Here is a 16,047-nt window from a genome sequence, read left to right on the forward strand (position 1 = left end):
CTTTGTCTTGCAGTGCGTTACAGGCCTTCGGGCACCGCCTGGTCCCGTCCGATGAAGGCGCCCTGTTGTTTCAACGTTTCCTGCAATTTTTCAATGGGGATTTCGCGTGGAATCCGGTTTCCGGACAGCGCCAGCGCGGCCGCGGAACCGGCGGCCTCACCCATCGCGAAGCAGGCCCCGGAGACCCGCGCGGCCGACTGGCCCTCGTGGGTCATCGAGGCACAGCGGCCGGCGACCAGGAGATTGTCGACACTTTCAGGCACCAGCATCCGGTAAGGCAGCTCATTATAGCCGCGCGATTCCGGGATCGGCGGGAAGGTGAAGACGACATCGCCGGGCACATGGGCCTCGATCGGCCAGCCGTTGACGCCGATGGAATCCGCAAACGAGGCACAGCCGAGCACGTCCTCACCGCAGAGCTGGTAGCCGCCCTTGATGCGGCGGGTCTCGCGGATGCCGAGCTGCGGCGGCAGGTCGACGATGTAGGACTTCTCGAACCCCGGCACCGCGCTACGCAGGAATTCGAATGCGGCGAGCGCCTGCCTGCGCCCCTCGATCTCGCCGCGGGTGAGATCGTCGGGCTCGACGCCGTTGATGGCATGACCGTCCTCGCGCGCGACCTGGGTGAAGTTCACCCGCCATTCGATGCCGGACTTTTGCGGCCGCACGATCGCGCTTCTGCGCGGGAATGCGTGGGTGCCGGCCGCGATGGCCTCTTCCATCAATTGCGGAATGGTGCGCCAGGCCTCGCCGGCCTTGGCGGGATCGATGCCGTTGAGACGCAGCATCATCGAGGGGTAGAGCGGATGGCCATGCTCGTCGCCGATCTCGAACGGCGCGCCGGCCCACACGGCGAGATCGCCGTCGCCGGAGCAGTCGATGAAGATTTCCGCGCGCACCGCCTGCCGGCCGGCCTTGGTTTCGACCAGCATCGCGTCGACGCGGCGCTCATCGGCCATGACGACGCCGGCGCCGAGCGCGTGGAAGAGCATATTCACCTTGTGGCTGGCGAGCAGCTCGTCGGCCGCGATCTTGTAGGCCGCGGTGTCATAGGCCTGGGCAAACACCTTGCCGAGGATCAGATGCGGCGCGTTGAGGCCGTTCAGATGATCGATCCGCGCCAGCAGCTCCGAGGCCAGACCCTGCACCAGCCGCCGGTGCTCGCCGTGGACGTTGCCGTGCAGGCCGCAGAAATTGGTGACGCCGGCCGCGGTGCCCATGCCCCCGAGAAAGCCGTAACGTTCGATCAGCAGCGTCTTCCGCCCCGCGCGCGCCGCGGCGGCTGCCGCCACGATGCCGGCCGGCCCGCCGCCGAGCACGACGACCTCATATTCGCCATAGAGCGGCACTTGGCGTGCCGGCTCTTCGATCGTCTTGGCCCGCATGGCGCGTTCCTTCCCAAAATTCCTTGCTTGCGGGCCACTATGAATTAACGCGCAGCGGGCTACAATCCACCAAAATACGCGATCAGCTTTCGCGGATCGAGAAAGGTCAAAATGGACATCCTTGTGAACCTTCAGGCCTTCCTTGCCACGGCCGATGCGGCCGGCTTCTCCGCCGCCGGGCGAAAGCTCAACGTCTCGACGTCGGTGGTCGCCAAGCGTGTCACCCAGCTGGAGGCTCGGATCGGCACGCCGCTGTTTCACCGCTCGACGCGACAATTGCGTCTCACCGAAGCCGGCCAGCGCTATGTGCATCGCGCGCGCGGCGTGGTGACTGACGCCGCCGACCTGCTCTCGCGCATGGGCGAGAAGGGCCACGATCTCGTCGATCACCTCCGCATCAAGGCGCCGACCTCGCTGACCGTGGCGCGCCTTGCCGACGCCTTCAGCGCCTTCCAGACCCAGAACCCGCGGCTGAAGCTCGAGATCGTGCTGATCGACCGTCCCGTCGATCCCGTCACCGAAGGTTTTGACATCGCCATCGGCGCCTTCCCGCATTCTTTCGGCGGCGTCATCGACGAGCCGCTCTGCCCGCTGAGGCGGCTGCTCTGCGCCTCGCCGGCGTACCTGAAGAAGCACGGCACGCCAAAACATCCGCGCGACCTCGTCGAGCATCGCTGCCTCAGCTTCATGCCCACCGGCCCGGAGTGGATCTTTGACGGGCCGCGCGGCCGCATCAGCATCCAGGTCAGCCCCTTGCTGTCTTCCAACGAAGGACACGTGCTGGCGCGCAGCGCGATCGCCGGCAACGGCATCGCGCTGATCTCGCATTATCTTGTGGCGGATGCCTTGCGTGACGGCAGGCTGAAGCCGGTGCTGCGCGACTTTCCGATTCCGGAATTGTGGGTGAAGGCCGCAATCCCCGAGCGGCGCCGCAACGCGGCTGCGGTGCAGGCGTTGCTGAACCTGCTGAGAGCGTCACTCGCGCCATCGCTGTGAAGCGCGGTACCGTAGCCCGCATGGAGCGCCGCGGAATGCGGGACGCTGGCGCCGGATTACGCTTCTCTCCGTCCGGCTACATGCCAGCCACAAGATGGTTGCCCGGGAACGACGGACCTGACAGAAGTGCCGCATGAATTCGATGCTCTTGAAATCCACCCTGCCCGCCCTGATCGCTCTCACGATCTCCGCCGCTCCAACCGCAGCCTTGGAGCAAAACTGCCGCTTCATCCAAGCCAAGTCCGATCGCGAGGCCTGCTACAAGCGGCAGGAGGAAGAACTTGCGGCGAAGCGTAAGCCCGCTGCGTCGCCTGACGGCGGCACGACGCTCGAAACGCTGCGCCAATTGCGCCAGGATGACGATGCCGTCTATCGCAGCATCAACAACATCTGCCGCGGCTGCTGAGCGGACCGACATTGCGGAGATCGCAAAATGAAGTTGGTGAAGGTGCTGGAAGCAATCGAGACCGTCTCTCGGGGAGCCACAACAACGGCGTGTCGCAATACTACGACGCGAAGACGGGCATTTCGCGTTCGCGGAAGAATACTCGTACAGATCGGAATACGGAGGCGAAGTTATTGCCGAGGGTTGGCAGCAACTGCCTCCAGAAGGAATTTTTGAGACGGCGGAAATGGCAGAGACTGAAGGGTGGTCCACCCTCCTGAAGAGGCACGGGCCAAAGTAAGCGTCAGCCACTGCCCCAATTCGCCGCCCGCTTCTCGGCGAAGGACGCCAGTCCCTCCGCGGCTTCCGCGCTCTGGCGCTTGAGGGAGTGCAATTGCACGAGCCGCGTATAGGCGGCATCGTCCACCGCCATGCCGCCGAACGAGCTCTCCAACGCAAGCCGCTTGGTTTCGGCCATCGCCTCCGGTCCGTTGGCGAGCAGCTGCTCGACCACCTTGGCGCCCGCGGCCTCGAGATCGGCGAGCGGCACCACCTCGTGGACGAGGCCGATGCGGCGGGCGTCTTCGGCGCCGAAGCGCTCGCCGGTCAGCGCGTAACGGCGGACTTGCCGTACACTAATGGCATCGCAGAGCTGCGGGATGATGATCGCGGCGGTCAGGCCCCAGCGCACCTCGGTGATCGAGAACAGGGCGTTGTCGGCGGCAATCACCACATCGCAGGCCGCGATGACGCCGGTACCGCCCCCGAAACAGCCGCCCTGCACCAGCGCGACGGTCGGAATCGGCAACGTGTTGAGCCGCTGCACGGCTTCGAACGTCGCCCGCGAGGCCGCCTCGTTCGCCTCGCGCGATTGCGGCCGCACGCTGTTGATCCATTTGAGGTCGGCACCGGCCTGGAAGTGCTTGCCGTTGCCCGTGAGCACGACGACGCGCAAATTGGGCTTCCTGCCGAGGTCGTCCATGGCCGCGAGCACGCCTGCGATCAGCGCGCCGTCATAGGCGTTGTTGACCTCCGGCCGGTTCAACGTGACGGTCGCAACCCCGCGTTCATCGAGGCTCCACAGGACGGGGCTGGTACTCATCGGCGATCCTCCGGTTGTTTGCCGCGCACTATGACCGAGGGCGCGCGCCCTGATCCATATCTTTCCGGCGTAGGGCGGCCGCGTCCATCGCATGGCGGCTTGTGTCATGCTGACCGCGGGCGACACCATGGGATGGACACGGGATATCAATATGCGCATCTGCATTTTCGGCGCAGGCGCCGTCGGCAGCCACATTGCGGTACGGCTGGCGCGCGCCGGCCATGAGGTCAGTTGCGTGATGCGGGGGGCGCATCTGGAGGCGGCCCGTGCCAATGGCCTCAAGCTGCGCGTCGGCGATTCCGAGGTCGGCGCCAAGGTGAACGCGTCGGGCGATCCGGCCCAGCTCGGCCCGCAGGACGTCGTGATCTCGACCTTGAAGGCGACCGCGCTTCAGGGGCTGGTTTCCAGCATCAAGCCGCTCCTCCAGGACGACACTGCGATCGTGTTTGCGCAGAACGGAATTCCCTGGTGGTACGGCATCGGCCTGCCGCCGCGGCACCCGACGCCGCCGGACATTTCATTCCTCGATCCCGGCGGCCGCCTGCGCGCCTGCATCCCGAAGGAGCGGATCGTGGGCGGCGTGATCTTCTCCTCCAACGAGGTGATCGCGCCCGGCGTGGTGCAGAACCTGACGCCGGACCGCAACCGCCTCCTGATCGGCGAATGCGACGACCGCAATTGCGAGCGGATCACGAAACTGCGCGGCGTCTTCAACGATGCGCGGCTGGAATCGCCGCCGGTCCCCGAGATCCGCGAGGCGATCTGGTCAAAGCTGCTGACCAACATGTCGCTGTCGGTGCTATGCCTGCTCACCGGCCAGACCGCGCGCGGCGTGCGCGACGACCCCGCCTTCACGGAGGTGATTCCGCGCATGCTGAACGAGGCCAACGAGATCGCCCAACACTTCATTCCCGAGGTCAAGCGTGCCAGCCGCAGCGGCCCCGCCCCCAACCACAAGCCGTCGCTGCTGCAGGATTACGAGCTCGGCCGCGCCATGGAGATCGACGTGCTGGTGAAGGCGCCCCAGGCCTTCGCACGCACCGCCGGCCTGTCGACACCGACGCTCGATCTGATCGCCGCGCTCGCGATTCAGAAGGCGCGCGACAAGGGGCTTTATTCCGCGTGAGCCTCAGGCGAGTGCATCGATCCAGGCCGCGAGCGCGTCCAGCACCTCGGTGAGCGCCTCGTCATTGGTTCGGCCGGACTTCTTGAGCACCGCAAAGGAATGGTCGCCGCCTGCGACCTCATGCAGCGTCGCCTTACGCCCGAGCCGCTCGATGACGGGCTCGAGATGAGCGAGGTCGGCAAGCTCGTCGCGCGTGCCTTGCAGGAACAACAGGGGAATCGCGACTGCAGCGAGATGCTCGGCGCGCTCGCTCGACGGCTTCTTGGCAGCATGGAGGGGAAAGCCGAGGAAGGCCAGCCCTTTGACATCGGGGAGCGGCGACTTCGACTGCGCCTGCGAGGTCATGCGGCCGCCGAACGATTTTCCGCCGGCGACGAGCTTCAGCCCCGGGCAGAGCCGCGCCGCCTCCGCGACCGCTGCGCGCACGCTCGCGTGTGCGATTGCGGGCGGATCAGGACGTCCCTTCTTCGCTTCCATGTAAGGAAAATTGAAGCGGAACGTCGCAATGCCGCGCCGGGCAAGGCCGGCTGCAACCTTCTCCATGAAGGAATGCCGCATGTCTGCGCCTGCGCCGTGCGCCAGGACGTAGCAGGCGCGCGCGTGGGTCGGCTGCGTCAGGATCGCCGAGACCGTGCCGATGCGCTCAATGTCGAGCTTGAGCTCTGTCGTCTTGCCCGTCATGACCTGTGCAAGCCTCGCTGTGCATCCAAAGCGCGATGAGACCTGGATGAATCGTCATCGCGCTTTAGGTTGTTGTTTGCGCATGATCTTTCCGGGAAACCGCTTCGCATTTTTCCGGATCATGCTCTAGCGGCGCGTGCCGCTCGCGGGCCAGAGATAGTTCAGGACCTGATCGAGCGTCATCATGATCTCGCGGCGTCCGGCCTCATTGTTCACAGAGCCGAATTTCTCCTCGAGCGCAAGCTTGGCAAAGCCGTGAACGGTGGACCAGGCTGCCGCAGCCGCCGTCTTCGCGTCCTTCGCGGTGCCTCCGGTCAGCTCGGCGACGACGACCTCGAACGCATGGCCGGCGGCCCTGCTCGCCTGCTTCAGGCGCGCATCGTCGGCAACCAGCCGCTTGTTGGCAAACATCATCTGGAAGCGGCCGGGATGCCTCAACGCATAATCGACATAGGCAAGCCCCTGGGCGCGGAGCTTGTCGCGGGTGCCCTGCTTGCCGGAGGCCGCCTCGCGCAAGGCGCCGGCAAGCGCGTCGTAGCCGCGGATCGCCACTTCGGTGAGAAGGCCCTGGGCGTTGCCGAAATGATGCGATGGCGCGGCCGGCGAAACGCCGGCGCGGCGTGCGGCTTCGCGCAGCGTGAAGGCTTCCGCGCCCTGCTCGGCGAGAATGGCTTCGCTCGCGGCGATCAGCGCCTCCTGCAATTCGCCATGATGATATCCGACCTCCGGCTTTGGCCGGGTCGGAGCAGTGCTGCGCTTGGCGGCGGGGGCCCGTTTCTTCATGTAACTTGACACTGTTCAGATTGCAGCATATCTATCTTAACACTGTTCAGATTGAGCGGACCGGAGTTCGAAATGACCGAAATGCAGAATATCACCGCGAGCAGTCCCGTAAAGCGGCGTCATCTGGTCGGGGGCGCGGCGCTCGGCATGCTCGCAGGTGCCGTCGGCGGCCTCGCCGGCGGCGTGGCGCTCGGCCAGGGCGCGGCGCTACCGCAACAGAAGCCGAGCGGCAAGCAGAGGTTCGCCGGCAAGGTCGTGATCGTCACGGGCGGCACCTCTGGAATCGGGCGGGCCGCAACACTGATGTTCGCCGCCGAGGGCGGCCGCGTCGCCTTTTGCGGGCGCAACGCCGACCGCGGCAAGCAGGTGGAGACCGAGGTGCGCGAGTCCGGCGGCGAGGCCGTCTTCATTCGCGCCGACCTGCGCAACGAACCCGAGGTGAAGGCGCTGGTCGACGCAACCATCGCGCGCTACGGACAGCTCGACGTCGCCTTCAACAATGCCGGCATCTCCATCGAGAAGCCGCTGCATGAATTCAGCGCGGTTGAATTCGACGACGTGATCGGCACGGATCTGCGCGGCGTGTTCCTGTCGATGAAATATCAAATCCCGCACATGCTGGAGAAGGGCGGATCGATCGTCGTCACCTCCTCGTCCAACGCCATTGCGACGTCGGCCAAGCGCTCGGCCTATTCGGCGGCAAAGCGCGGACTGGTCGGTCTGGTGCAGGCCGCGGCACTCGACTACGCAAAGCATGGCATCCGCATCAACACGTTGGTTCCCGGCACCACGGACACCCCGATGATCCGCCGGCTCGCCGGCATGGAGGGCCTGCCCGATGCAGCCTGGCACGTCGGCATCGCGCAATGGGCCAAATCGAACGTCCCGGGCTTGCAGCGCGTGGCAACGCCCGAGGAGATCGCGGCTTTTGCGCTGGTGCTGGCCTCCGACGATCATCCCTACACGACCGGCGGCCAGTTCGTGATCGACGGCGGCAAGACGGCTCATGGCTAGATCGGACGCAGCCTGAAAACACAATTCATGGCGATCCCGGTGGGCTTACCGGCCGCGGCACCCGGCACGGCCGGATTGCTTCAGCACCGCAGCTCGTGCCTCTGGACCAGGACTGGATGTTTCCGATGAGTCCCGCAAGAGATACCCGCGCGACCGCGATCTGGAAACATCAATCTTCGCGCGTCCTCGGCGCGCATGCCGTGACGCGCGGGAGCCGTCAGCTGACCCGCCGCTCCCGCCCCTCCCAGAACGGCCTGCGCAGCTCGCGCTTCAGCACCTTGCCGGCACCGGACAACGGCAGCGGCGTCTCGGTGATCTCGATGCTGCGCGGACATTTATAGCCGGCAATCAACGTCTTCGTGAACTCGATCAGCTCGCCGGTCGAAACCTCTACGCCGCTGCGTTTGACCACGACGGCATGGACCTGCTCTCCCCATTGCTCATTGGGAATTCCGATCACGGCGCATTGCAGCACCGAGGGATGCTGGGCCAGCGCGTTCTCGACCTCGACCGAGTACACATTCTCGCCCCCGGAGATGATCATGTCTTTCACGCGGTCGACGACATAGATGAAACCGTCCTCGTCCATGTAGCCGCCATCGCCCGTGTGCATCCAGCCGTCGACGACGGCGCGCGCAGTCTCCTCCGGCCGCTCCCAATAGCCCATCATCACGGTGTCGCCGCGCACCACGATCTCGCCGACGGCGCCCGCCGGCAGCGGCTGGTCGTTCTCGTCGACGATCCGCACCTCGCAGCCGAGCGTGGCACGGCCGGCACCGCGATGACGCCCCTTCCTGCGCCCCTCCCCGACATGCTCGTCGGGGTGCAGCAGCGTCGCGATCGGCGACAATTCGGTCATGCCATAGGCCTGCGTGAAACGCACATGCGGCAGTGCGCGCGCGGCACGGTCGAGCACCGCCTCGCTGATCGGCGAGGCCCCGTAGATGATGTTCTTCAGGGTCGACAGGTCGTATTTGCCGATCGCGGGGTGATCGACGAACATCTGGATCATTGTGGGCACCAGCAGCACGTCTGTGACGCGCTCGTTCTGCATCGCCGCCATCACGCCCTCGGGCGTGAAGCCCTGAACGATCACGTTCGAGCCGCCGGAGAGCAGCAGCGAATACATCGCCGCCCCGTTGGCAAGGTGAAACATCGGAGCCGCATGCAGATAGATCGCACTTGCCGGAAACAGGCCTTCGCCGAGCGCGTTGAGCGCATTGGCCATCAGATTCTGGTGACTGAGCATCACGCCTTTGGAACGGCCGGTGGTGCCGCCGGTGTAGAAGATGCCGGCGAGATCCTCGCTCTTGCGCATGGCGTCGGGCACCCGAGCGCTGCCCGCAACCAAATCCTCATAGCTCTCCATCCCGGCCGGCGCTTCGCCATCGTCGGCATAGATCAGCGTCAGCCCCGGAATGGCGCCGGCCAGCTGCGCACCGACCTGCGCAAAGGCCTTGTCGACCAGCAGAACGGACGCGCGGCAGTCGCGCAGCGCATCCTCGTTCTCCAGCACGCTCCAGCGAATGTTGAGCGGCACGATCACGCCGCCCGCCCAGCCGGTCGCCAGATAGAGCTCGAGATAGCGGTCCGAGTTGAAGGACAGCACCGCAACACGGTCGCCGTCCCCGACGCCGCGCGTGCGCAGGCCGCCGGCCAGCCGTGTAACGCGCTCGCCGAGCTCGCCCCAGCTGCGCCGCCGCTGGCCATAAACGGTCGCCAACCCATTCGGATTGATCTGCAGCGCCCTGCGCAGTCCGTGCGTGATGTTCATCCCGTCCCTCCCCCCGTGCGTGTCTTCCCTGTGGTCTTGCGTCCTGAGTTGCGCCCTTGCGGCGCCCTCGGCGTCTTCTTTGTCGCCTGCAGCCGAACCTCGGCCGCCAAGCCGTCCGTCAGCCGCACCGTGAACTCATCGGCGATCGCGGTCGGCGACAGCTTGCCCTCCCGCCGATACCAATGGCCGATCCAATTGAGCGAACCCGCGATCGCGAAGGCTGCAAGCTTGGGATCGCAAGGCCTGATCGAACCGTCGGCAATGCCTGCAGTAATGTATCGCCGGAAGGTGGCGTCGATCCGCCTCTTGGCGGCGCGCGCGACACCGGCGTTCCGCTCGGTCAGGTCGCGCAGATCGAAACGCACGAGGCTGGCGCCGAAATCGGTCGCCATCAGTTCGGCATAGGCATGCACCAACTTGCGCAGCTTGGCGACTCCAGAGCCACCACCGGCGTTGATCTCCGTGATCACGCTGTCGACGAGTTCGGCGCCCATCGACCAGCATTCGAACAGGATCTCGTCCTTGCCCCGGAAGTAATTGTACAGCGCGGGCTTGGTGATGTTCAGCCGCTCGGCAACCTCGTTCAGCGTCACGCGATGATAGCCCTGCTCCAGGAACAGTTGCACGGCGGCGCGCAGCACCGCCTCGCGTTTCTCGTCGCGGGCGCGGCGGCGGCTCTCGAACGGCAGCCAGGGCGAAGGCGATGACGGCGGAGCGGGCGGCGCTGAATCCATGGTCGGTCGGTTGACTCTGGTGGAGATCGGACGATATGTTACCTATGGGTAATAAAAAGTCCAATGGGTAATTTATTGGGAGGATGCGATGTCTGACGTCGTCGTCGCCGGGGTCGGCATGATCCCGTTCGCCAAGCCTGGCGCCAGCGCGCCCTATCACGAGATGGGAACGGAAGCGGTCAAGCTTGCGCTCGCCGATGCCGGCCTTGGCTACGAGAAGATCGAGCAGGCCTATGTCGGATACGTCTATGGCGATTCCACCTGCGGGCAGCGCGCGCTGTACCCGGTCGGGATGACCGGCATCCCCATCGTCAACGTCAACAACAATTGCTCGACCGGCTCGACCGCGCTGTTCATGGCGCGGCAAATGATCGCAAGCGGGGCGCTGGATTGCGTGCTGGCGGTCGGCTTCGAGCAGATGAAGCCCGGCGCGCTCGGCAGCGTCTACACCGATCGCCCGAGCGCGTTCGAGGACTTCGACGCCGCCGCGGACCAGCTGATCGACGCCCCCGGCATTCCGCTCGCGCTGCGCTATTTCGGCGGCGCCGGGCTCAGCCACATGAAGAAATACGGCACGCCGCTCGACGCCTTCGCCAAGGTGCGCGCCAAGGCGAGCCGACATGCGAAGAACAATCCGCTCGCGCTTTTCCGCAAGGAAGTCACGGCGGACGACGTGATGAACGACCAAGTGATCTGGCCGGGCGTGATGACGCGCCTGATGGCGTGCCCGCCGACCTGCGGCGGCGCCGCCGCCGTGCTGGTCTCCGAGCGGTTTGCGGACAAGCATGGCATCGGCAAGGAGGTGCGCATCGCGGCGCAGGCCATGACCACCGATACACCCTCGACCTTCAAGGCCGGCGACATGATGCAGCTGGTCGGCTACGACATGGCAAAAGAGGCGGCCAGCCGGGTTTATGAGAGCGCCGGCATCGGCCCCGGCGATCTCGACGTGGTCGAGCTGCACGACTGCTTTGCCCATAACGAGCTCATCACCTACGAGGCACTCGGCCTCTGCGGCGAAGGCGAAGCCGGCAAGTTCATCAATGACGGCGACAACACTTATGGCGGCCGGATCGTGACCAATCCGTCCGGCGGATTGCTGTCCAAAGGACATCCGCTCGGCGCCACCGGGCTTGCGCAGTGCTACGAGCTGACGCGGCAGCTGCGCGGCACCGCAGGCTCCACGCAGGTCGAGGGTGCGAAGGTCGCGCTCCAGCACAATCTGGGCCTCGGCGGCGCCTGCGTCGTCACGCTCTACAAGCGGCACTGATATCGGCCATGGTCGACCAGTCCGCCGTAGGGCGCAGCTTCACGCCGGTCACCGCGCGCGTAGAGCCCGGCCGTCTCCGCTACTTCCTCAACACGCTGGGTGAACAGAATCCGGTCTACCGCAATGCGGATGCCGCGCGAGCGGCTGGATTCGCTGGCACCCCAGTGCCGCCGACCTATCTGTTCTGCCTGGAGATGATGGACGTCGACGACCCATTCGAGATGTTCAGCACGCTCGGCATTGATCTCGCCCGCGTGCTGCATGGCGAGCAGAGCTTCGTCTATCATGCGCCGGTTCTGGTCGGCGACACCCTGACATTTCGGCCGCGCGTAACCAGCGTAATGGACAAGAAGGGTGGCGCGATGACGCTGATCGGCATCCGATGCGAGGTGACCAACCAGGACGGCGTGCATGTCGCCGATACCGCGCGGACCATCGTCGTCCGCAACGAGGTGACGTCATGACGGCATCCGGAGACATCAAGGCCGGCGACCGCATCGTCCACAAGGTCTTTCCGCCGATCACCCGCCACACGCTCGCGCTCTATTGCGGCGCATCGGGCGACCACAACCCGATTCACGTCGACATCGACTTCGCCAAGGCGGCCGGATTTCCGGACGTATTTGCCCACGGCATGCTGGTGATGGCCTGTCTCGGGCAGGCGCTGACGGATGTGGTGCCGCCCTCGAAGCTCCGCACCTTTACGACCCGGTTCGTCTCGATCACTCAGCTCGGCGCCAAGCTCACTTGCGAAGGCACCGTGACCGAGCTCTTCGCCGAGGATGGCGAGGATCGCGCAAGGCTCGCGCTCACCACCAGGGACGATCGCGGCGAGCTCAAGCTCGACGGCAGCGCCGTCGTCGCGCTCGGACAGCAAGAGGACTCATCCAGATGACAAAACTGCAGGGAAAGGTCGCGCTCGTCACCGGCTCGGGCCGCGGCATCGGGCGCGCGATCGCGCTCAAGCTCGCGCGCGAAGGCGCCAGGGTGGTCGTCAACGATCTCGATGCCGAGCCCGGCAACGCCGTGGTGGCGGAGATCAAGGCGATGGGCGGCGACGCCACTGCCGTGAACGGCAGTGTCTCGGAAGCGGGTTTCGCCGATCGCTTCGTCGGCGCCGCGCTGGACAAGTTCGGCGGGCTCGACATCATCGTCAACAATGCCGGCTACACCTGGGATTCCACCATCCAGAAGATGACCGACGAGCAGTTCCAGGCCATGCTCGACGTCCACCTCGTCGCGCCGTTCCGCATCCTGCGCGCCGCCGCCGAGCCGATCCGCGTCTTTGCCAGGAAGGAAGCCGAGGAAGGGCGGGAGGTGTTCCGCAAGGTCGTGAACATCTCCTCCATCGCAGGCCTCTACGGCAATGCCGGTCAGGCCAGCTATTCCTCGGCCAAGGCTTCGCTGATCGGACTGACCCGAACCATGTGCAAGGAGTGGGGCCGCTACAAGGTCAACGTCAATTGCGTCGCCTTTGGCCTCATCAACACCCGCCTGACCCAGCCGATCGAGGCGCAGCAGAAGACCATCGACGTCGCCGGCCGCGACATCAAGGTCGGCGTGCAGCCGCACATGCTCGAAGCCATGTCGCGCATGATCCCGCTCGGCCGCGGCGGTACGCCGGAAGAGGCGGCCGACGCCGTCTATCTGTTCTGCAGCCCAGAATCCAATTATATCAGCGGTCAGGTGGTCGTCGCCGGCGGCGGCCTTATTGTCTGAGAGCGAGGCGCTGATGCAGTACCGATCGTCCTGGATGACCGAAGAGCTCGACGTCTTCCGCGACCAGTTCCGCAAATATCTCGCCAAGGACCTGGCGCCGCATGCCGAGAAGTGGCGTGAGCAGAAGATGGTCGACCGCTTCGCCTGGCGCGGGCTCGGCGAGATGGGCGCGCTGCTGGCGAGCGTGCCGGAGGAATATGGCGGCCTGGGCGCGACCTTCGCCTATGACGCCGCCGTGCTCGACGATCTCGAGAGCACGGTGCCGGAGCTGACCACCGGCGTCTCCGTGCACAGCGCCATCGTCGCGCATTACATCCTCAACTACGGCTCGGAGGAGCAGAAGAAACGCTGGCTGCCGAAGATGGCGTCCGGCGAGATGGTCGGCGCAATCGCCATGACCGAGCCTGGTACCGGCTCGGACCTGCAAGCGGTCAAGACCACGGCGAAGAAGCAGGGCAATTCCTACGTCATCAACGGCCAGAAGACGTTCATCACCAACGGCCAGGCCGCCGATCTCGTCATCGTGGTCGCGCGCACCGGCGAAGCTGGTGCCAAGGGCATTTCGCTGATCGTGGTCGAGACCGCGGGCGCGGACGGATACAAGCGCGGGCGCAACCTCGACAAGATCGGCCTGCACGCCTCCGACACCTCGGAGCTGTTTTTCGACAACGTGACCGTGCCGCCGGAAAACCTGCTCGGCAAGGAGGAGGGCCAGGGTTTTGTCCAGTTGATGCAGCAATTGCCGCAGGAGCGGCTTGCGCTCGCGGTCGGCGCCGTCGCCTCGATGGAGCGCGCGGTCAAGCTCACCACCGACTACACCAAGGAGCGGAAGGCGTTCGGCAAGCCGCTGATGGATTTCCAGAACACCGCCTTCACGCTGGCCGAGCGCAAGACCGAGGCGATGATCGCGCGCGTCTTCGTCGACTGGTGCATCGAGCGCCTGGTCGCGAAAGACCTCGACACCGTGACGGCCTCGATGGCGAAATATTGGTGCTCGGAGAAGCAGGTCGAGACCGCCGACGAATGCCTGCAGCTGTTCGGCGGCTACGGCTACATGCAGGAATACCCGATCTCGCGCATCTTCATCGATTCCCGCATCCAGAAGATCTATGGCGGCACCAACGAGATCATGAAGCTCTTGATCGCCAGATCCTTATAGATCAGGTCGCTGTCGATCACCGCGCGCGCCAGTCGCGCGGCCGGCAGCCGAAGCGCTGCTTGAAGCGGCGGGTGAAGTGGGACAGGTCCGAGAAGCCCCAATCAAAGGCGATCGAGCCGATCGCCTGGCCCGCCTTCGCGGGATCGCTCAGGTCGCGTGCCGCGCCGTCCAACCTGCGGTCCATGACGTAGTCCGAGAATGTGGTACCCGCGCGCTCAAACAATTTGTGCACGTAGCGCTCGCTGATACCGATGGCACGTGCGACGTCCGCAACCGCGAGGCGCTGCTCGGAGAGGCGCTCATGCACGGCGCGGCGGAGCGCGAGCGCGGTCGCATCGGCAAAGCTGGCGGCTTCGGCCGTCTGCGCACGCGAGCGGCGCGACAGGCTCAGCGCAACGAGGTCGAGCAGCACGCCGAACAGCCTGACGGCTTCGCCTTCGGTCATCCGCAGCGCGCCGGCATTCAGCGACCGCGCGGTCTCGACGATGAGATGGCCGACGAAGGGATCGTCGGACACGCGCTCCACCTTGAAGTCGAACGACGGTGGCAGCCGATCACGCAGCTCGCGCGAAGGCACCCAGAAGGATGCAACATGCAGCGTCGGGCCGCGATCATGCAGCAAGGTCACTTCCCGGTCGCTGTCGCAGATGCCGACCTGGCCGCGCGACAGGCTGACGTCACAGCCGCCCTGGACCATGCGGCAGCGGCCGGCGAGCTTGAAGTTCAGATAGAAGCAGCTTTCGGTCGACGCAGCGATATCCGCGCGCGAGCGAAGCACGGTGTGCTCGGGAAAGACCACGCGGTTGATCGCACCGCTGCCGATCTTGATCGCCTCGACCTTGGCCGGAAAGCGCGAGGTGGTTGCCGATTCCGGCGTCAGGTTCATGAAGGCCTGGCAGATCGCTTCGCGATAGTAGGAGAACTGCTCCTCGGGCCGCGTCTCGCCGGTGTCCCAGACCAGATGACGGGGCCGGCTTTCGGAATTGAGCTGCTCCATCAGTTCGCTCCAGGACCAATCCGGTTCAGCGTCAGACAAGCGCGCAACGCGCCCAGCGGTTCAGTATGGCGGCAACAACGACGTCGACCGGTGTTCAGCCGGCAAATCCAGACAAGGTCATCGCCGCGCCGATCTAAGCAGTCTTCCAAGGGAGCCACAATATGTCGACCTACGTTCTCGTCCATGGCGCCTGGCACACAGGTGCCGAGCTCGAGCCGGTTGCCGCGCCGATCCGCGCCGCCGGCCATCAGGTCCATACCCCCACCATCAAGGGCAACCGTCCGGGCGATGCCAAGACGACCGGGTTGAAGGAAGCGGTTCAATCGATCGCCGACTACCTCGCCGAGAACGATCTGAAGGACGTCGTCCTGCTCGGCCATTCCTATGGCGGCATGGTCATCACCGGCGTTGCCGATCTCGCGCCCGAGCGCATCCGCCGCCTGGTCTACTGGAATGCCTTCGTGCCCAATGACGGCGAATGCCTCAACGACATGGTGCCGCCGCATTATATCGGGCTGTTCGACGCCATCGCTGCAGAGCGCGGCGACGGCTCGGTGGTGCTGCCCTTCCCGATCTGGCGCGAGGCCTTCATCAACGATGCCGATCTGGAGACGGCGCAGCGCGCCTACGAGGTTCTCAATCCGCATCCGCTGGCGACCTTCACCGACACGATCACGCTGAAGACCAATCCGGCCGAGATGCCGCTGGCCAAATCCTACATCAACTGCACCGAAGACGTCGCGCTGCCGCACAGCCATGGCTGGCATCCGCGCCTGTCGGAGAAGCTCGGCCTGTTTCGCCTGGTGCAGGTCGCGGGAAGCCACGAGCTGTGCTTCTCAGACCCCGCGCGGCTCGCCAAGGCGATCATGGAGGCGGGACGCGACTGATCGGCATATCGCGGCCCGTCGATCGGACGTTGGCT

Annotated in this window: 17 protein-coding genes; 10 read left to right on the forward strand and 7 right to left on the reverse strand. The window is 65.4% G+C overall.

The window, feature by feature from the left end:
- Positions 1–17: 17 nt before the first annotated feature.
- A complete protein-coding gene (locus tag P0R31_RS26570) occupies positions 18–1,385 on the reverse strand; it encodes an FAD-dependent oxidoreductase (RefSeq protein ID WP_275517304.1) in 1,368 nt (455 codons plus the stop codon).
- Positions 1,386–1,496: 111 nt separating this feature from the next.
- Here P0R31_RS26570 and P0R31_RS26575 point away from each other — a divergent pair, with 111 nt between their 5' ends.
- Together P0R31_RS26575 and P0R31_RS26580 are read left to right on the forward strand one after the other, a co-directional pair.
- On the forward strand, positions 1,497–2,381 hold the full coding sequence (locus P0R31_RS26575) for a LysR family transcriptional regulator (protein ID WP_275517305.1): 885 nt from the start codon (positions 1,497–1,499) through the stop codon (positions 2,379–2,381).
- Between the two features lie 133 nt (positions 2,382–2,514).
- Entirely contained in the window at positions 2,515–2,787 is a 273-nt protein-coding gene (locus P0R31_RS26580; protein ID WP_275517306.1) for a hypothetical protein, read from the forward strand.
- A 283-nt stretch (positions 2,788–3,070) separates the two neighbouring features.
- Here P0R31_RS26580 and P0R31_RS26585 read toward each other — a convergent pair whose 3' ends face one another.
- A complete protein-coding gene (locus tag P0R31_RS26585) occupies positions 3,071–3,868 on the reverse strand; it encodes an enoyl-CoA hydratase-related protein (protein ID WP_275517307.1) in 798 nt (265 codons plus the stop codon).
- Between the two features lie 151 nt (positions 3,869–4,019).
- Here P0R31_RS26585 and P0R31_RS26590 point away from each other — a divergent pair, with 151 nt between their 5' ends.
- On the forward strand, positions 4,020–4,994 hold the full coding sequence (locus P0R31_RS26590) for a ketopantoate reductase family protein (RefSeq protein ID WP_275517308.1): 975 nt from the start codon (positions 4,020–4,022) through the stop codon (positions 4,992–4,994).
- A 3-nt stretch (positions 4,995–4,997) separates the two neighbouring features.
- Here P0R31_RS26590 and P0R31_RS26595 read toward each other — a convergent pair whose 3' ends face one another.
- Both P0R31_RS26595 and P0R31_RS26600 read right to left on the reverse strand, forming a co-directional pair.
- The gene (locus P0R31_RS26595) at positions 4,998–5,675 is read right to left on the reverse strand and encodes an alpha/beta hydrolase family protein (RefSeq protein ID WP_275517309.1); all 678 of its coding nucleotides are present in this window, start codon (positions 5,673–5,675) and stop codon (positions 4,998–5,000) included.
- Between the two features lie 126 nt (positions 5,676–5,801).
- On the reverse strand, positions 5,802–6,458 hold the full coding sequence (locus tag P0R31_RS26600) for a TetR/AcrR family transcriptional regulator (RefSeq protein ID WP_275517311.1): 657 nt from the start codon (positions 6,456–6,458) through the stop codon (positions 5,802–5,804).
- A 72-nt stretch (positions 6,459–6,530) separates the two neighbouring features.
- Between P0R31_RS26600 and P0R31_RS26605 the strand changes: the two genes are divergently transcribed.
- Positions 6,531–7,472 (forward strand): SDR family NAD(P)-dependent oxidoreductase, encoded by a 942-nt coding sequence (locus P0R31_RS26605; protein WP_275517313.1) that lies wholly within the window; start codon positions 6,531–6,533, stop codon positions 7,470–7,472.
- Between the two features lie 217 nt (positions 7,473–7,689).
- Here P0R31_RS26605 and P0R31_RS26610 read toward each other — a convergent pair whose 3' ends face one another.
- Positions 7,690–9,246, reverse strand: a complete 1,557-nt coding sequence (locus P0R31_RS26610; protein ID WP_275517315.1) for an acyl-CoA synthetase — start codon at positions 9,244–9,246, stop codon at positions 7,690–7,692.
- On the reverse strand, positions 9,243–9,980 hold the full coding sequence (locus P0R31_RS26615; RefSeq protein ID WP_275517317.1) for a TetR/AcrR family transcriptional regulator: 738 nt from the start codon (positions 9,978–9,980) through the stop codon (positions 9,243–9,245). The genes P0R31_RS26610 and P0R31_RS26615 overlap by 4 nt, the downstream gene beginning before the upstream one ends.
- Before the next feature lie 88 nt (positions 9,981–10,068).
- Between P0R31_RS26615 and P0R31_RS26620 the strand changes: the two genes are divergently transcribed.
- From P0R31_RS26620 to P0R31_RS26640, 5 genes are read left to right on the forward strand one after another with little or no spacing between them, the layout of a single operon-like run.
- A complete protein-coding gene (locus P0R31_RS26620) occupies positions 10,069–11,250 on the forward strand; it encodes a lipid-transfer protein (protein WP_275517318.1) in 1,182 nt (393 codons plus the stop codon).
- Between the two features lie 8 nt (positions 11,251–11,258).
- Positions 11,259–11,714, forward strand: a complete 456-nt coding sequence (locus tag P0R31_RS26625) for a MaoC family dehydratase N-terminal domain-containing protein (RefSeq protein WP_275517320.1) — start codon at positions 11,259–11,261, stop codon at positions 11,712–11,714.
- Entirely contained in the window at positions 11,711–12,145 is a 435-nt protein-coding gene (locus P0R31_RS26630; RefSeq protein ID WP_275517321.1) for a MaoC family dehydratase, read from the forward strand. Before P0R31_RS26625 ends, P0R31_RS26630 begins: the two co-directional genes overlap by 4 nt.
- Positions 12,142–12,969 (forward strand): SDR family NAD(P)-dependent oxidoreductase, encoded by an 828-nt coding sequence (locus tag P0R31_RS26635; protein ID WP_157285803.1) that lies wholly within the window; start codon positions 12,142–12,144, stop codon positions 12,967–12,969. Before P0R31_RS26630 ends, P0R31_RS26635 begins: the two co-directional genes overlap by 4 nt.
- 13 nt (positions 12,970–12,982) lie before the next feature.
- A complete protein-coding gene (locus tag P0R31_RS26640; protein ID WP_275517322.1) occupies positions 12,983–14,128 on the forward strand; it encodes an acyl-CoA dehydrogenase family protein in 1,146 nt (381 codons plus the stop codon).
- Positions 14,129–14,144: 16 nt separating this feature from the next.
- Here the strand turns inward: P0R31_RS26640 and P0R31_RS26645 are convergent, their stop codons facing one another.
- Positions 14,145–15,125: a helix-turn-helix domain-containing protein gene (locus P0R31_RS26645; RefSeq protein ID WP_275517323.1), complete on the reverse strand. Its 981-nt coding sequence runs from the start codon at positions 15,123–15,125 to the stop codon at positions 14,145–14,147.
- 161 nt (positions 15,126–15,286) lie between these two features.
- On the opposite strand from P0R31_RS26645, the gene P0R31_RS26650 reads away from it, so the two are divergent.
- Positions 15,287–16,012, forward strand: coding sequence for an alpha/beta fold hydrolase (locus P0R31_RS26650; protein ID WP_275517325.1), 726 nt, complete (start codon positions 15,287–15,289; stop codon positions 16,010–16,012).
- Positions 16,013–16,047 lie beyond the last annotated feature (35 nt).

It is taken from the genome of Bradyrhizobium yuanmingense (assembly GCF_029167105.1).
Taxonomy (GTDB): Bacteria; Pseudomonadota; Alphaproteobacteria; order Rhizobiales; family Xanthobacteraceae; genus Bradyrhizobium; species Bradyrhizobium yuanmingense_A.

Bases quoted from the DNA above. Each gene is read 5' to 3' on its own strand.
- P0R31_RS26570 (WP_275517304.1), bottom strand. From the start codon at position 1,385: ATGCGGGCCAAGACGATCGAAGAGCCGGCACGCCAAGTGCCGCTCTAT.
- P0R31_RS26575 (WP_275517305.1), top strand. From the start codon at position 1,497: ATGGACATCCTTGTGAACCTTCAGGCCTTCCTTGCCACGGCCGATGCG.
- P0R31_RS26580 (WP_275517306.1), top strand. From the start codon at position 2,515: ATGAATTCGATGCTCTTGAAATCCACCCTGCCCGCCCTGATCGCTCTC.
- P0R31_RS26585 (WP_275517307.1), bottom strand. From the start codon at position 3,868: ATGAGTACCAGCCCCGTCCTGTGGAGCCTCGATGAACGCGGGGTTGCG.
- P0R31_RS26590 (WP_275517308.1), top strand. From the start codon at position 4,020: ATGCGCATCTGCATTTTCGGCGCAGGCGCCGTCGGCAGCCACATTGCG.
- P0R31_RS26595 (WP_275517309.1), bottom strand. From the start codon at position 5,675: ATGACGGGCAAGACGACAGAGCTCAAGCTCGACATTGAGCGCATCGGC.
- P0R31_RS26600 (WP_275517311.1), bottom strand. From the start codon at position 6,458: ATGAAGAAACGGGCCCCCGCCGCCAAGCGCAGCACTGCTCCGACCCGG.
- P0R31_RS26605 (WP_275517313.1), top strand. From the start codon at position 6,531: ATGACCGAAATGCAGAATATCACCGCGAGCAGTCCCGTAAAGCGGCGT.
- P0R31_RS26610 (WP_275517315.1), bottom strand. From the start codon at position 9,246: ATGAACATCACGCACGGACTGCGCAGGGCGCTGCAGATCAATCCGAAT.
- P0R31_RS26615 (WP_275517317.1), bottom strand. From the start codon at position 9,980: ATGGATTCAGCGCCGCCCGCTCCGCCGTCATCGCCTTCGCCCTGGCTG.
- P0R31_RS26620 (WP_275517318.1), top strand. From the start codon at position 10,069: ATGTCTGACGTCGTCGTCGCCGGGGTCGGCATGATCCCGTTCGCCAAG.
- P0R31_RS26625 (WP_275517320.1), top strand. From the start codon at position 11,259: ATGGTCGACCAGTCCGCCGTAGGGCGCAGCTTCACGCCGGTCACCGCG.
- P0R31_RS26630 (WP_275517321.1), top strand. From the start codon at position 11,711: ATGACGGCATCCGGAGACATCAAGGCCGGCGACCGCATCGTCCACAAG.
- P0R31_RS26635 (WP_157285803.1), top strand. From the start codon at position 12,142: ATGACAAAACTGCAGGGAAAGGTCGCGCTCGTCACCGGCTCGGGCCGC.
- P0R31_RS26640 (WP_275517322.1), top strand. From the start codon at position 12,983: ATGCAGTACCGATCGTCCTGGATGACCGAAGAGCTCGACGTCTTCCGC.
- P0R31_RS26645 (WP_275517323.1), bottom strand. From the start codon at position 15,125: ATGGAGCAGCTCAATTCCGAAAGCCGGCCCCGTCATCTGGTCTGGGAC.
- P0R31_RS26650 (WP_275517325.1), top strand. From the start codon at position 15,287: ATGTCGACCTACGTTCTCGTCCATGGCGCCTGGCACACAGGTGCCGAG.